This is a genomic window from Stenotrophomonas sp. WZN-1 (assembly GCF_002192255.1).
Classification (GTDB): Bacteria; Pseudomonadota; Gammaproteobacteria; order Xanthomonadales; family Xanthomonadaceae; genus Stenotrophomonas.
Map to the genome: position 1 here is coordinate 4,235,307 of NZ_CP021768.1, position 14,283 is coordinate 4,249,589.

At 69.0% G+C, this 14,283-nt stretch carries 11 protein-coding genes and 1 pseudogene; 8 read left to right on the forward strand and 4 right to left on the reverse strand.

The features are described 5' to 3' along the window. The first annotated feature begins 7 nt into the window (after window positions 1-7). From CCR98_RS19775 to CCR98_RS19800, 6 genes are read left to right on the forward strand one after another with little or no spacing between them, the layout of a single operon-like run. The gene (locus CCR98_RS19775) at window positions 8-697 is read left to right on the forward strand and encodes an RDD family protein (protein WP_087923927.1); all 690 of its coding nucleotides are present in this window, start codon (window positions 8-10) and stop codon (window positions 695-697) included. Next, window positions 694-1,686: a stage II sporulation protein M gene (locus CCR98_RS19780; protein ID WP_087923928.1), complete on the forward strand. Its 993-nt coding sequence runs from the start codon at window positions 694-696 to the stop codon at window positions 1,684-1,686. The genes CCR98_RS19775 and CCR98_RS19780 overlap by 4 nt, the downstream gene beginning before the upstream one ends. Then, window positions 1,676-3,292: a DUF4129 domain-containing protein gene (locus tag CCR98_RS19785; protein WP_087923929.1), complete on the forward strand. Its 1,617-nt coding sequence runs from the start codon at window positions 1,676-1,678 to the stop codon at window positions 3,290-3,292. Before CCR98_RS19780 ends, CCR98_RS19785 begins: the two co-directional genes overlap by 11 nt. After that, window positions 3,289-4,473, forward strand: a complete 1,185-nt coding sequence (locus tag CCR98_RS19790) for a DUF4350 domain-containing protein (protein WP_087923930.1) — start codon at window positions 3,289-3,291, stop codon at window positions 4,471-4,473. Before CCR98_RS19785 ends, CCR98_RS19790 begins: the two co-directional genes overlap by 4 nt. After that, complete coding sequence (locus CCR98_RS19795; protein ID WP_005411535.1) at window positions 4,470-5,456, forward strand: MoxR family ATPase; 987 nt, start codon at window positions 4,470-4,472, stop codon at window positions 5,454-5,456. The genes CCR98_RS19790 and CCR98_RS19795 overlap by 4 nt, the downstream gene beginning before the upstream one ends. Continuing rightward, on the forward strand, window positions 5,453-6,751 hold the full coding sequence (locus CCR98_RS19800) for a DUF58 domain-containing protein (protein WP_087923931.1): 1,299 nt from the start codon (window positions 5,453-5,455) through the stop codon (window positions 6,749-6,751). Before CCR98_RS19795 ends, CCR98_RS19800 begins: the two co-directional genes overlap by 4 nt. Window positions 6,752-6,890: 139 nt before the next feature. Here the strand turns inward: CCR98_RS19800 and CCR98_RS19805 are convergent, their stop codons facing one another. Together CCR98_RS19805 and CCR98_RS19810 are read right to left on the reverse strand one after the other, a co-directional pair. Beyond that, window positions 6,891-8,069, reverse strand: coding sequence for a glutathionylspermidine synthase family protein (locus CCR98_RS19805; RefSeq protein ID WP_087923932.1), 1,179 nt, complete (start codon window positions 8,067-8,069; stop codon window positions 6,891-6,893). Window positions 8,070-8,076: 7 nt separating this feature from the next. Next, a complete protein-coding gene (locus CCR98_RS19810; RefSeq protein WP_014038869.1) occupies window positions 8,077-8,649 on the reverse strand; it encodes a DUF1190 domain-containing protein in 573 nt (190 codons plus the stop codon). Window positions 8,650-8,977: 328 nt separating this feature from the next. Between CCR98_RS19810 and ilvD the strand changes: the two are divergent. Then, window positions 8,978-10,807, forward strand: a pseudogene (ilvD, locus tag CCR98_RS19820) (dihydroxy-acid dehydratase); the annotation flags it as partial. Window positions 10,808-10,954: 147 nt separating this feature from the next. Further along, window positions 10,955-11,611 carry a hypothetical protein gene (locus CCR98_RS19825; RefSeq protein WP_087924249.1) on the forward strand — a complete coding sequence of 219 codons (657 nt, stop codon included), beginning with the start codon at window positions 10,955-10,957 and terminating at the stop codon, window positions 11,609-11,611. A gap of 45 nt (window positions 11,612-11,656) precedes the next feature. On the opposite strand, the gene dinG is transcribed toward CCR98_RS19825, so the two are convergent. Both dinG and CCR98_RS19835 read right to left on the reverse strand, forming a co-directional pair. Beyond that, a complete protein-coding gene (gene dinG, locus CCR98_RS19830) occupies window positions 11,657-13,759 on the reverse strand; it encodes an ATP-dependent DNA helicase DinG (RefSeq protein WP_087923934.1) in 2,103 nt (700 codons plus the stop codon). A gap of 167 nt (window positions 13,760-13,926) precedes the next feature. Beyond that, complete coding sequence (locus CCR98_RS19835) at window positions 13,927-14,280, reverse strand: hypothetical protein (protein ID WP_087923935.1); 354 nt, start codon at window positions 14,278-14,280, stop codon at window positions 13,927-13,929. Window positions 14,281-14,283: the final 3 nt, after the last annotated feature.

The following is a 14,283-nucleotide window of genomic DNA, read 5'->3' on the forward strand; positions in this document are numbered from 1 at the left end:
CGCACTGATGGCCGTACCGATGCTCGATACCTACCGCGAGGTGGTGACGCCGGAGGGTGTGCCGCTGCAGTTGCCGGCGGCCGGCCCGGTGCCACGGGCGATGGCCTGGCTGGTGGATCTGGGCGTGCGCATCGCGGTCCTGGTGGTGATGTCGATTCCCCTGGCACTGCTGGATTCGTTCGGCTCCGGCCTCTACCTGGTGCTGATGTTCCTGGTCTACTGGACCTACCCGATCGTCTGCGAAGCACTGTGGGGCCGCACCCTGGGCAAGCGCGCACTGGGCCTGCGCGTGCTCGCGCGCGATGGCGCGCCGGTGGGCTGGATGGCCGCCATCACCCGCAACCTGCTGCGCACCGTGGACATGCTGCCGTTCGGCTATGCACTGGGCCTGGTCAGCAGCCTGTTCGATCCGCACGGCCGCCGCCTCGGCGACCTGGTGGCCGGCACCGTGGTGGTGCATGCACCGGTGCTGTACCTGCCGCCTCCGCCCACCATCGACAGCGTGCTGGCCCCACCGCAGCCGCTGCGGCCGGAGGAACAGGCCGCACTGATGGCCTTCGCCGAGCGCGCGCCGCGGCTGTCGGCGGCACGCCAGCAGGAACTGGCCGGCATTGCCGAGCCACTGACCGGCACCCACGGCCAGGTCGGCGTGCTGCGCCTGTATGCCATGGCCAACTGGCTGCTGGGGCGGCGATGAAGCAGGAACAGTTCGTCGCCCGCTACCAGCAGGAATGGCAGGACCTGGAACACTGGCTGCTGCTGCGCGCCGGTGTTTCGCGCCGCACGCGGCGCAAGGCCAGCGCGCTGGCGCTGGACGATACCGCTTTCCCGCAGCGCTACCGGCGCCTGTGCCAGCAGCTGGCGCTGGCCCGCGAGCGCGGCTACAGCCCACAGCTGGTGCAACGCCTGCAGCAGCTGATGCAGCAGGGCCACAGCGTGCTGTACCGCACGCCGCCGACGCGCTGGCGCAGTGCACTGGAATTCCTGGTCGCCGACTTCCCGCTGCTGGTGCGCAGCCAGGCGCGCAGCATGTGGGTGGCGCTGGCGATGTTCGCGCTGCCGGCACTGGCCTGCTTCGTGCTGGTACAGGTCTATCCGGACCTGATCCACATGGTGATGGACAACCGCCAGATCGCCGAAATGGAGCGCATGTACGATCCCGCCGCCGAGCGCCTGGGGCGCGACAGCGGCACCGACTGGATGATGTTCGGCCACTACATCCTGAACAACATCAGCATCGCCCTGCGTACCTTCGCCAGCGGCCTGCTGGCCGGCCTGGGCACGTTGCTGGTGCTGCTGTTCAACGGCGTGATCATCGGTTCGGTGGCCGGCCACCTGCAGCACATCGGCCATGGTGATCCGTTCTGGCGCTTCGTCGCAGGCCATGGTGCCTTCGAGCTGACCGCGATCGTGATCGCTGGCGGTGCCGGCCTGCAGCTGGGCATGAAGCTACTGGCACCCGGCCGGCGCAGCCGCCTGGATGCACTGGTCGAGGGTGGCCGCATCGGTGCGCGCCTGTGCCTGGGCGTGGCGTTCATGCTGCTGGTGGCCGCCTTCATCGAGGCCTTCTGGTCGTCGATTGCCGAAGTACCGGCGTGGGGCAAGTTCAGCGTGGCCGGCGTGCTGTGGGCCGGCGTGCTGCTGTGGCTGTGGCGCGGCGGACGCGGAGGCGGCAATGCGCATTGACCACCTGGACGTGGTGCTGCGCGCGCGCAGTGGCTGGGAAGCGATGGAGCTGGGCAGCGCCCTGTCGCGCCGCCACGCGCGCGCGGTATGGGGCAGCTGGCTGCTGGCCAGTGCGCCGCTGTTCGTGGTCTTCAACGCACTGGGCTGGTGGTTGGATGCGTTCGGCTGGGCCTGGCTGGCGTTGTGGTGGTGCAAGCCGCTGTTCGAACGTGCGCCGCTGTATGTGCTGTCGCGTGGCGTCTTCGGCGAGCCGGTCGGTGCGCTGGCTGCCCTGCGCGCGCAACGCAGCTGGGGCAATGCAGGATTCTGGGGCTACCTGGGCTGGCGCCGTTTCAGCGTGCTGCGCAGCCTGTGCCTGCCGGTGAACCTGCTGGAAGGCAACGCACCGGCCCAGCGCGGCGCACGCCGCCGCGCCGTGGTCGCCGGTGCAGCGGGCGCCGCTGTCGTGCTGACCGTGGCCTGCATGGCCTTTGAAGCGGTGCTGGTGTCCGGCGTGATCGGCGCGGTGTTCATGTTCATGCCACTGGAGCTGATGTCCGAATCGTGGCGCGCCGCATGGGACATGATCGGCCAGGACACACCCGCATGGGCGCGGCTGGGCTTCAACCTGGCGTGCTGGCTGGCGTCGGTGCTGATCGGGCCGTTCTACGTCGGCGCCGGCTTCGGCCTGTACTTGAACCGGCGCACCCAGATGGAAGCGTGGGACGTGGAGATCGCCCTGCGCCGCCTGCGCGAGCGACTGCTGCCGGCGGCGTCGACGCTGGCCCTGCTGCTGTGCCTGGCCCTGCCGCTGGTGTCCGCGCCAGTGCATGCGCAGGACGCGCAGACGGTCGCGGAGCAGGCGGACGATGCCGACGAGGACGAGGACAGCGCGGAGGAACCGGCCACCGCGGCGACCGATCCGGCCAATGCACCGGCCATGATCTTCGGTGCGGCGCCAGTGGACACCGCCGGCTTCCGCCAGGCGGTGAACCGCGCCTATGAAGATCCGCTGCAGCGCCCGACCCGCCAGGTCACGCGCTGGAAGCCGATCGAACAGGCCGAGGAAAAGAAGAAGGAAGACACGTCGCCGCAGGGCGACAGCAGCAACAAGGGCGAGCGCAGCAACCGCAAGGCCGGCATCGCCTGGCTGGCGCGCCTGGCCGAGTGGGGCCTGTGGGGCCTGCTGGGCGTCCTGCTGCTGGTGCTGCTGTTGACCGCACGGTTGTGGCTGCCGTGGCTGCGCGGCAGTGGCCGGCGCAAGGCCGAGGCCGCACCGCAGGTGGTGGAAGAACAGGTGGAGCTGCCGGTGGTGCTGCCGCCGGACGTGGCCACCCAGGCCGGCCTGCTGTGGGACCAGGGCCGGCCGCGGCAGGCGCTGGCCCTGCTGTACCGCGCCAGCGTGCGCACGGTGGGCGAACGCAGCGGCATCGCGCTTCCGCCCGGTGCCACCGAAGCGCAATGCCTGCGTGCGTCGCGGCGCATGCCCGATGCCACCGACCGTGACCTGTTCGCGCGCATCGTGCGCATGTGGCAGTACGCCGCCTACGGTGGCCGCCTGCCCAGCCGCGCCGATTTCGATGCATTGGCCGATACCCTGCGCCAGCAGTACAGGTGGCTGGCATGAGCCCGCGCCTGTTCTGGTCGCTGCTGCTGGGTGCGCTGGTGCTGTTCGGCGTGCCGCTGACGATCCTTTACCTGCGCACGCACGAACGCGTGACCGAGACCGTGCAGCTGCCGCCGCAGGGCGAAGCGGGCTACAACCCGCTGTACGTGCTTGGGCAGGCCCTGCGCGCTGACGGCATCGACGTGCACGCGCGGCCGCGGCTGGACCTGCAGCAGATGGCGCTGGGCCCGCACGATACGGTGGTGCTGCTGCAGGACAGCAGCGAGCTGCCGGCGCCAACGGCCAGGGCCCTGCTGGCCTGGGTCGATGGTGGTGGCCATCTGCTGGTGCGCACGCCGCCACCGGCCGAGGACGACGCCAGCAGCACGCAGGGTCCGCTGCTGGACCAGCTGGGCGTTGACAGCCTGTACCAGCAGAGCGACTGCCAGCCGTTCCACGTCATCGACGATCCCAGCCATGTGGAGTTCTGCGGCGGCCGTCGCTTCACGCTGGGCTTTGCCGCCAGTGCGCAGGCCGAACGACGCTGGGGCAACGAGCGCAACCTGGTGTTCGCGCGACTGCGCCATGGCCAGGGCAAGGTGAGCGTGCTGGCCGACATGGAATTCATGCGTGGCGAGGTGGATTCGCCGGCGGCCCGCCTGGCGTCGGCTGCGGGCAAGGCCAGCGACGGCCTGCACGATCTCTCGCACCGCGACCTGACCCGTTACCTGCTCGATCCGAACTACGGCAAGGGCGCTTTCTGGCTGGTCTACGCCAGCCGCCCGCCATCGCTGTGGGCGCGCGTGTTCTACCAGGGCTGGCCGGTGTGGGCGCCGCTGCTGCTGGCCCTGCTCGGCTGGCTGTGGAGCCGCTCGCAACGCTTCGGCAGCCGCCTGCCGTCGCCGGTGCTGGAACGCCGCTCGCTGCTGGAACACGTGCGTGCCAGCGGCGAGCTGCTGCTGCGATTCGGCCACGGCGCGCGCCTGTATGACGCCGTGCTCGCCCTGTTCCTGCATCGCCTGCGCCTGCGCGCACCGGTGGCCGCCGCACTGGATGGCGCACCGCGCGAACAGGCCATCGCCGAACTGCTGTCCTGGCCGCAAGTCCGCGTTGCCAGCGCGCTCACGCCCCCTCCGCCGCACGATTCCTCCGCCCTGCGCGAGCGCATCCGCTTGCTGCTCCAGATGAGATCCCTGCTATGACCGAAGTCCCCGAGCTGCCGGCGGCCGCCAACGCCCGCCTGATCGAACGCGTCGATGCCATCCGCGATGCCGTCGGCCACGCCTTCATCGGCCAGGCCGATGTACTGGACCAGATCCTGGTGGCGCTGCTGGCCGGTGGCCACGTGCTGATCGAGGGCGTGCCCGGGCTGGGCAAGACCCTGCTGGTGCGCGCACTGGCACAGGCCCTGGAACTGGACTACGGCCGCGTGCAGTTCACCCCCGACCTGATGCCCAGTGACGTCAGTGGCCATGCGGTGTACGACCCGAAGAGCGAGAGCTTCAAGATCCGCCGCGGCCCGGTGTTCACCAACCTGCTGCTGGCCGACGAGATCAACCGTGCGCCGGCCAAGACCCAGTCCGCGCTGCTGGAAGTGATGCAGGAAGGCCAGGTGACCATCGAAGGCAAGGCCTTCACCCTGGCGCCGCCGTTCATGGCGCTGGCCACGCAGAACCCGCTGGAACAGGAAGGCACCTACCCGTTGCCGGAAGCACAGCTGGACCGTTTCCTGCTGAAGGTGCTGATCGACTACCCGCAGCTGGAGGACGAGAAGCGCATGGTGACCGCGATCACCAGCGGCCGTGCCGCCAGCGATTTCGACCTGAGCCAGGTGCCGCGTGTGTTGGGCGCTGGCGAGCTGCTGGAACTGCAGCGTGCGACCGCGGCGATCACGGTTGATGACGAAGTGATCGACTACGCGGTGCGGATTGTGGCAGCCACGAGGCAGTGGCCCGGCATCGCGGTCGGCGCTGGCCCGCGCGGCAGCATCGCGCTGGTGCGTGCCTCGCGCGCGCAGGCGGTGCTGGCCGGCCGTGACTTCGTCACGCCGGACGATGTACGCGACATCGCGCGCCCCGCGCTGCGCCACCGCATCGCGCTGGCCCCCGAACTGCAGATCGAAGGCCAGGACGCCGACGATGTGCTGGGCGCTTTGCTGGCCAAGGTGGAAGCGCCGCGCCGATGAGGCCGGCCCCGCTGCTGCTGGTGCTGCTGCTGGCCTGGGCTGCCCTGGGTGGCCTGGTGCTGGGCGGGTTGCTGCCGCGTTGGAGCTGGGCGCTGGCGGCGCTGGCGATTGCCGTGCCGGCGCTGATGGATCTATGGCGCCAGTCGCGGCGTCCGTCGCCGCAGGTACAACGCGAACTGCCCGAGGCGCTGGCGCTGGGCGTGCGCCGCGAGGCAGCGCTGCGGCTGCAGGCCGAGCAATCAATGATGGTGCAGGTGTTCGACCTGGTGCCCGGCGGCTGGCCGCTGGAATCGCTGCCGCAGCGCGTGCACCTGCAGGCCGGTAGCGCCTCCACGCTGCACTACCACCTGCAGCCGCTGCAGCGGGGGCACTTCCGCTTTGAAGGCGTGCACCTGCGCATGCGCTCACCGTGGCGCCTGTGGTGGCAGCAACGCACGCTGCCACCGGCGCTGGACGTGCGGGTCTATCCGAACTTCGTGCCGCTTACCCGCTTCGCCCTGTTCAGTGCCGACCAGGCCTCGCGGCTGGTCGGCGCACACGTGAAGCGCCGCCGCGGCGAAGGCACCGACTTCCACCAGATGCGCGAATACCGCATCGGCGACAGCCTGCGCCAGCTCGACTGGAAGGCCACCGCACGCGCGCGCAAGCTGATCTCGCGCGAGTACCAGGACGAGAAGAACCAGCAGCTGCTGCTGATGCTCGACAGCGGCCGGCGCATGCTGGCCAGCGAAGGCGGGCTCTCGCACTTCGACCATGCCTTGAATGCCTCACTGGTGGTGGCCTACCTGGCGTTGCGCCAGGGTGATGCCGCCGGCCTGTTCGCTGCTGGTGGCGAACGCCGCTGGGTGGCACCGCAGCGCGGCATGGGCACGGTCGAGCACCTGCTGCGCGCCAGCTACGACCTGCAGCCGCGCGCGGTGGCCACCGATTACCTGGCCGCCGCCACCGAAGTGTCGCTGCGTCAGCGCCGGCGTGCGCTGGTGATGCTGGTCAGCAACGTACGCGACGAGGACATCGAAGACCTGCTGGCGGCAGTGCGCCTGCTGCAGCGGCGCCACCTGGTGTGCGTGGCCAGCCTGCGCGAACGCGAGCTGGACGGCGCGCTGGACAGCGAAGTGCAGACACTGGAAGACGCCACCCAGGCCGGTGCCGCGGCGCTGTACCTGCAGCAGCGCGCCAAGGCGCATGAGGCGCTGCGCAGCGAGAAGGTGATGGTGCTGGACGTCACCGCCGACGCCCTGCCCGGCGCGCTGGTGGAGCGCTATCTGGCAGTGAAGCGCGAAGGGTTGCTCTGATACCAGCGATCGCTCTGGTGGGTGCCAACCTTGGTTGGCACAAAATCCACAGCGCCGACCAAGGTCGGCCACTACCTACAGCGGTTGTTCTACGACCGGCGTCGGTCGCCCACGCCGGCCCTGAGGTGCCGCACCACCATCAGACGTAGATCCGCGTCGGCGCCTCATCAACGATCGCGTGCGGCACGAAGCGCGCACTGTCACGGGTGATCGCGCTGTCGTCCTCGCGGATGCCGATGCCGCAGGCGTGGTCACCCACCACCCAGCTGCCGATCAGCGGATAGCCGCCTTCGAAGCGGGTCAGCGGATGCGCGCGCTGGATGATCGCCGGGCCGTCGTAGGGACCGTCGCTGCGCTGGGTGCTGCCATCGGCCAGGTGCATCTCGATGTTGGCACCTTCGCGCGAGAACAGCGGCTTGCGCACCCAGCCCGACGCCAGCGTGCTGCCGTCGTCGAAGTGTGCCTCCAGCAGGTTCGGATGGCCCACGTTGCGCTGCCACAGCAACGGCAGGATACCCTTGTTGCTCAGCACCGCCTTCCACGCCGGCTCCAGCAGCTGCACGCCCGAGCCGGGCAACGCGCGGCCGAATTCCTCGGCCATCAGGTCTTCCAGCGGATACAGCTTGAACAGCGTACCGATCACCGAATCGTCCAGCGCGGTGAAGCGGCCGTCCTCGGACAGGCCGATATCCTCGATGGCGATGGCCTGGCCATGCAGGCCAGCCTGCGACGCACAGTCGCGCAGGTAGTCGACAGTGCCACGATCTTCTTCAGAGCTTCCCACGGCGCTGAAATACAGCGGCGGCGGCAGCCGCGTGGCCAGTTCGCCGAAGCGTTCGACCAGCGCCTCATGGATCGCATTGAACTGGTCGGCGTGCTGCGGCAGGCGACCGGCATTGCGCTGGTCTTCCAGCCACTGCCACTGGAAGAAGCTGGCCTCGAACAGCGAGGTCGGCGTGTCGTAGTTCAGCTCGTACAGCTTGGCGGGGCCGGTGCCGTCGTAGGCCAGATCCAGGCGACCGTACAGATGCGGCTGGCGCTGGCGCCAGCTGTCGGCGATCCAGTCGCGGTAGTGCGACGGAATCGCCAGCTGGTCCATCAGGCGTTCGCTGCCGACGACATCGCCGACCAGGTCCAGCGCCATCTGGTGCAGCTCGGCGCTGGGGTCTTCGATGTCCTGTTCGATCTGGCGCAGGGTGAAGGCGTAGTACGCGCTTTCATCCCAGTACGGCTGGCCGTCGATGGTGTGGAAGCGGAAACCCGCCTTTTCCGCGCGTGCCCGCCACTGGGCACGCTCGGCAATCCGGATGCGCTGCACGGGTCGATCAGCCGCCGTAGCTGCCGCTGGTGCTGCGGCGTGCGCTGGTGTTGCCGAAGCCACCACGGCTGGCGGTGACCGCACGGTTCGGCTCGCTGGTGACCGGGGCCAGGCCCGCCTTGCCGGCGCCGATGCCGCTGGCGGTGTTCAGGCCACCGCTGCCGCCCGGAGCCGGGCGCGCCCAACCGGCGCTCTTGTCCTGGTAGGCCGGCGACGCGGCCGGCGCCTGCGGGGCGAGGCCACCGCGGTTGCTCAGCATCTGCGACATGAAGAAGCCCATCATCATCGGGCCGATGAACGAAGTACCGGCCGAGGTGTGCTGCTGCACGCACTGCTCCGGCTTGTAGTCCTTCTCGCAGGCTTCCTTGCTGGCGTACTTCGGCGCCGCATCGGCGGCCTGCTTCTGCGCTTCGGCGAAGGCATTGCGGCACGACGACGGATCGCCGGTGGCCTCGGTGCAGGCCTCCACCGAGGTATACAGGCCTTCCTGCACCTTCACCTCCGGCTCCTTCTGGCAGGCGGTGAACAGCAGCGGCGCGGCGCTCATCAGCAGCAGCGCGGTGGTGCGGGAACGTTTCATGGCCTCATGCCCTGTCGACGGATCAATGCCCCAATGATGCCAAATCCGGGCCAGCAACCGGAATCGGCAAAGTGGGAAAGATGAACGGACTTTCATTTTCGTCGTTCCGCATCATCCACGCATGGCGTGGATCTACTGTGTCGACCAAGGTCGACACCCACCAACAGCTTGCAGCCGGCCATCCGACGGATAGCCCAGCCGTTGCCGTTGCTTCAGCCGGTGCCGGGCGCAGCCGGCCGGACCACCTCCGGTGGTTGCAGCAGCAACTGAAAAAATTGGCCATGATCGGGCGACCCCCACGTCGTACGGCCCGCCCGTTCCGCCAGCCATGCCCGAATACCGCTCCCGCACCTCCACCGCCGGCCGCAACATGGCCGGCGCCCGCGCCCTGTGGCGCGCCACCGGCATGAAGGACGGCGACTTCCACAAGCCGATCATCGCCATCGCCAACTCCTTCACCCAGTTCGTGCCCGGCCACGTGCACCTGAAGGACCTCGGCCAGCTGGTCGCGCGCGAGATCGAACAGGTCGGCGGCGTCGCCAAGGAATTCAACACCATCGCCGTGGACGATGGCATCGCGATGGGCCACGACGGCATGCTGTATTCGCTGCCCAGCCGCGAGATCATCGCCGACGCCGTGGAATACATGGTCAACGCGCACTGTGCCGACGCGCTGGTGTGCATCAGCAACTGCGACAAGATCACCCCCGGCATGCTGATGGCCGCGCTGCGCCTCAACATCCCGGTGGTGTTCGTCTCAGGCGGGCCGATGGAAGCGGGCAAGACCAGGCTGTCCGAGCACAAGCTGGACCTGGTCGACGCGATGGTGGTGGCCGCCGATGACAGCGCCTCCGACGAGAAGGTCGCCGCGTTCGAACGCAGCGCCTGCCCTACCTGCGGTTCCTGCTCGGGCATGTTCACCGCCAACTCGATGAACTGCCTGACCGAAGCGCTGGGCCTGTCGCTGCCCGGCAACGGCACCACGCTGGCCACCCACGCCGACCGCGAAGCACTGTTCCGTCGTGCCGGCCGCCTGATCGTCGAACTCTGCCACCGCTGGTATGGCGGCGAAGACGCGAGCGCGCTGCCGCGCGGCATCGCCACCCAGGCCGCGTTCGCCAACGCGATGACCCTGGACATCGCCATGGGCGGTTCCACCAACACCATCCTGCATCTGCTGGCTGCCGCGCAGGAAGCGGAGGTCGACTTCGACCTGACCCACATCGATGCGCTGTCGCGGCGCGTACCGCAGCTGTGCAAGGTGGCGCCGAACACACCGAAGTACCACATCGAGGACGTGCACCGCGCCGGCGGCGTGTTCGGCATCCTCGGCGAACTGGACCGCGCCGGCCTGCTCGAAACCACGGTGCCGACCGTGCACAGCGCCAGCCTGGCCGAAGCACTGGAACGCTGGGACGTGGTGCGCAGTGACAACGAGACCCTGCATACCTTCTTCAAGGCTGGCCCGGCCGGCATCCCCACCCAGGAGGCCTTCAGCCAGGCCACGCGCTGGCCGACGCTGGACGTGGACCGCGCCGAGGGCTGCATCCGCTCACTGCAGCATGCGTACTCACTGGAAGGTGGCCTCGCCGTGCTGCGCGGCAACCTGGCCGTCGATGGCTGCGTGGTGAAGACCGCCGGCGTGGACGAGTCGATCCATGTGTTCGAAGGCCCCGCGCGCGTCTACGAAAGCCAGGACGCCGCCGTCGCCGGCATCCTCGCCGACGAGGTGCAGCCGGGCGAGGTGGTGGTGATCCGCTACGAAGGGCCGAAGGGCGGCCCCGGCATGCAGGAAATGCTGTACCCGACCAGCTATCTGAAGTCGAAGGGGTTGGGCAAGCAATGTGCGCTGCTCACCGATGGCCGCTTCTCCGGCGGCACCTCGGGCCTGTCGATCGGCCACGTCTCGCCGGAAGCCGCCAGCGGCGGTGTCATCGGCCTGGTGGAAAACGGCGACCGCATCCGCATCGACATCCCGGCGCGCCGCATCGACCTGCTGCTGGACGAGGCCACGCTGGCCCAGCGCCGCGCCGACGCCGATGTCCGTGGCTGGAAGCCGCGCGCGCCGCGCCCGCGCAAGGTCACCAGCGCGTTGAAGGCTTACGCGCTGCTGGCCACCAGCGCTGACAAGGGTGCCGTACGCAACACCGCCCTGCTCGGCGATTGCCCCCCGTGCAGTAGTGCCGGCCGCTGGCCGGCATCTGCACTGCGACGCCCCACATCAATGAGGTTGCCGGCCAGCGGCCGGCGCTACCCCTCCTGATCCGTTATGGTGGTCCAGGAAGTCACCAACACGGAGGTTGAGATGATGTTGCTTTCCTTTGCGCTGGCCGCTGCCATGGGGACGTCGGCAGAACCGTCCAAAGCCCCCGACTGCAGCTACGACCGTGCAGCGATGCTGGCGATGGAACCTGGCCGATTCGATCAGGACCTGGCAGGTGGCTGGCGCCCGCTGGCCGACCGTGGCTGTACCCGCGAAGCGGCCGACCTGCTGTCCGCCTACGGCGCTCTGCCCAAGGCAGAAGGCAACGTCATCATCACCTGGCACGAGGGCCAGCTGCGCGCGGAGCTGGGGCAGACCGCGCGGGCGATCACGCTGATGGAGCGCAGCCACAAACCCGTGAACGCGGACGACCCGGGTTACTGGAATGCCTACGTGGACGGCATGGTCGCGTTCCTGCGCCAGGACCGCAGCGCCCTGGAGAAGGCTCGTGCGAGGCTGGTCGCGATACCGACGCCCACCGCGATGGCGGAGAACATCAAGGACGGTCGCTACCACTTCACCACCGAAGGCGGGCAGCAGGTGCAGATGCCGTGGCCACCGAACCTGGATGTGCTTGATGGGCTACTGCGCTGCTTCGGCAAACCCTACACGGAGGCTTATGGGCCAGGCTGCCGGACGCCTGAAACAGGCACCCGGAACCACCAAGCGCCGCTGTCCGATCGTCAGCCCGTGCGGTAGTGCCGGCCGCTGGCCGGCATCTGTACAGTGCTCGCAAAAAAGGGGTCAGCCGATCACGCGCTTGAACGGCGGCAGCGCGTCGATGATGCGCTTGCCGTAGCGGCGGGTCAGCAGCCGCGAATCAAGAATGACCACGCGGCCGGTGTCGGTGGAGGTGCGGATCAAACGACCGGCGAACTGGGTCAGCGTGCGCAGCGCATGCGGAATCGCGATCAGGTTGAAGGCATTGAGCCCGCGCCCCTCGAACCATTCGCTGAGGGTGGCAGTCTGCGGATCGGTCGGCACCGCGAACGGCACCTGGGTGATCACCACCGTGGTGCAGGCCTCGCCGGGCAGGTCGAGGCCCTCGCCGAACGAATTCAGCCCGAACAGCACCGAGCCTTCGCCTGCCGCCACGCGGCGCAGGTGCTCGTCGATCAGCCGGGTCTTGGACATCTCGCCCTGCACCAGCACCTGCTTGCGGCGCGCGGCCGACATCAGCCCGGCCACCTTCTCCATCTTCCAGCGCGAGGTGAACAGCACCATCGAGCCCTTGGCCCAGTCCAGTTCGGCGTCGAGGTAACGCGCCACTTCGCGCGGGTGGCCTTCGCGGTCGTCCGGCGTGACCGGGAACTTCGGCACGACCAGCTCGGCCTGGTTGGGCAGGTCGAACGGCGACGACAGCGAGACCATCTCGGCCTCTTCGGGAATGCCGTTGTCGATCGCCAGCGACTGGAAGTCACCGCCACCGGTCAGCGTCGCCGAGGTCATCACCACCGAATCCACTTCATCCCACAGCAGCTTGCGCAGCACGTGCGCGGCCGACACCGGCGAGCCGTGCAGCACCAGGTCGCCGTCGCGGGTGGCGGTGACCCAGCGTGCCATCGGCGGCGCGCCGTCCTTGTCCTCGCGGCGCCACGCCTGCCACAGGTTGTACTGCTGCTCGATCATCTCCAGCGCCATGCCCAGGTTGCGCTGCAGGCGCTCGCGCGCGGCATCGTCCGGCTTGCCTTTGGCCACCTGCGCAGTAGCGGCATGCGCCCAGTTGTAGAGGCTGCGGGTATCGTCGGCCAGCGCTTCGATCGGCTCGCGCCAGGCCTCGGGCAGGCGCCCATTGGCCGCGCGCCACATCGGTTCCTCGTCGGCCGGGGCCGGCATCCACACCCGTTCGATGTGGTCGCGGAACGCGCGCAGCTGCTTGGCCACGTTGCTGGCCACCTCGATCGCTTCATTCGGCAGCAGGTTGCCGAGGCGGTCCTTGTCGACCGCGCGATAGGCACCGGCGATCAGGATCTGCAGGCGGCCGGTGCGCTTGGCCATCTCGTCCAGCGCCAGGCTGGCCGCACCCTGGTCGATCGCCACGTTGCCGATGTGATGGCCTTCGTCCAGCACCAGCAGCATGTCCGACGGCGGCGCGATCAACGGCTGGCCGTTGTCGCTGTCACCGATCGACAGCGCCGACAGCAGCAGTGCGTGGTTGGTAACCACGATCTGCGCATCGCGCACCGTATTGCGCGAACGCAGCACCGCGCACTGCGCCGAATAGGCACAGCGGCGCCCGGCGCAGCCCGAAGCCGGCGTGGTGATGCGGCTGCGCAGGCCGGGGCTGATGGTCTCCGGCGCGTTGTCGATGTCGCCGTCCCAGCTGCCGCCGGTGAAGGCGTCGGTCAGGCGCTTGGCGATGTCCATCTCGATCGGCGCCAGCGGCCGGTCGAACAAGGGTGCGTCATCCTCGAACATGCCGCCCTGCGAACCCTCGCCCTGCGCCTCGGCGGCATTGCGCGTGCACAGGTAGCGGGTGCGGCCCTTGGCCAGCGCCACGGTCGCTTCCAGGCCGGTGGCCTTGAGGAAATTCGGGATGTCACGCTCGACCAGCTGCGACTGCAGCGCCACCGTGCCGGTGCTGATCACCAGCTTCTTCTTGCTGGCCAGTGCGATCGGTACGCCCGCGGTGAGATAGCCCAGGCTCTTGCCGACGCCGGTCGGCGCCTCGACCACGCCGACGCCGCCACTTTTCGACAGCGCACGCGACACCACGCCGATCATCTGGCTCTGCGAGCGACGGGTGGAGAAGCCGGGGGTATTGGCCTGCAGCGTCGTGTACGCCTTGCGGATCGCGTCCTTCAAGGTGTCATCGAGCGTGCGCGGAGCGGCGACGGTTTCGGTCACGCCGGGAACTACCGTAGCTGGATCAGGCCGGCCATTGTCGCATGGCCGGCCACGTCCGCCGCCGCTGGCTGCCTGAACGGGGCAGCGGCGACGCCCGGCGGCGGTCACGGTCAGGTGGCCGGACTGCTCAAGGGCCAGATACGCCGGACATGGCCCGGCGCGACCGGTCAGGCCGCCGGGATCGTGCGGGTACGCAGCAGGCGCACCAGCGCCCACACCAGCAGCACCACACCGATGGCCTCGACCATCGCCAGCGCGAAGTGCACCACGCCGAAGATGGCGCTCATGCCCGAGATGGCGCTGAAGTTGCCGCTGCTGACCAGCCACATCGGCAGCATGCCCGCCGCCAGGCCCCCCAGGCTGGACAGCAGCAGCAACAGCAGGCCGACCAGCGCACCGGTGCGGGTGGCATCGCGCGGCGCGCCCACCACCCAGACCAGACCTACGCACAGCGCGATCAGCACCGGCAGGCGCACGCCGACCATGCTCAGCACGGTCACCATCAACGTTGTGCTGTCCATCGG

Coding starts and splice junctions, on each gene's coding strand:
- CCR98_RS19775 (WP_087923927.1), top strand. CDS start 8: ATGGCCGTACCGATGCTCGATACCTACCGCGAGGTGGTGACGCCGGAG.
- CCR98_RS19780 (WP_087923928.1), top strand. CDS start 694: ATGAAGCAGGAACAGTTCGTCGCCCGCTACCAGCAGGAATGGCAGGAC.
- CCR98_RS19835 (WP_087923935.1), bottom strand. CDS start 14,280: ATGGACAGCACAACGTTGATGGTGACCGTGCTGAGCATGGTCGGCGTG.
- CCR98_RS19790 (WP_087923930.1), top strand. CDS start 3,289: ATGAGCCCGCGCCTGTTCTGGTCGCTGCTGCTGGGTGCGCTGGTGCTG.
- CCR98_RS19800 (WP_087923931.1), top strand. CDS start 5,453: ATGAGGCCGGCCCCGCTGCTGCTGGTGCTGCTGCTGGCCTGGGCTGCC.
- CCR98_RS19795 (WP_005411535.1), top strand. CDS start 4,470: ATGACCGAAGTCCCCGAGCTGCCGGCGGCCGCCAACGCCCGCCTGATC.
- CCR98_RS19810 (WP_014038869.1), bottom strand. CDS start 8,649: ATGAAACGTTCCCGCACCACCGCGCTGCTGCTGATGAGCGCCGCGCCG.
- CCR98_RS19825 (WP_087924249.1), top strand. CDS start 10,955: ATGATGTTGCTTTCCTTTGCGCTGGCCGCTGCCATGGGGACGTCGGCA.
- CCR98_RS19785 (WP_087923929.1), top strand. CDS start 1,676: ATGCGCATTGACCACCTGGACGTGGTGCTGCGCGCGCGCAGTGGCTGG.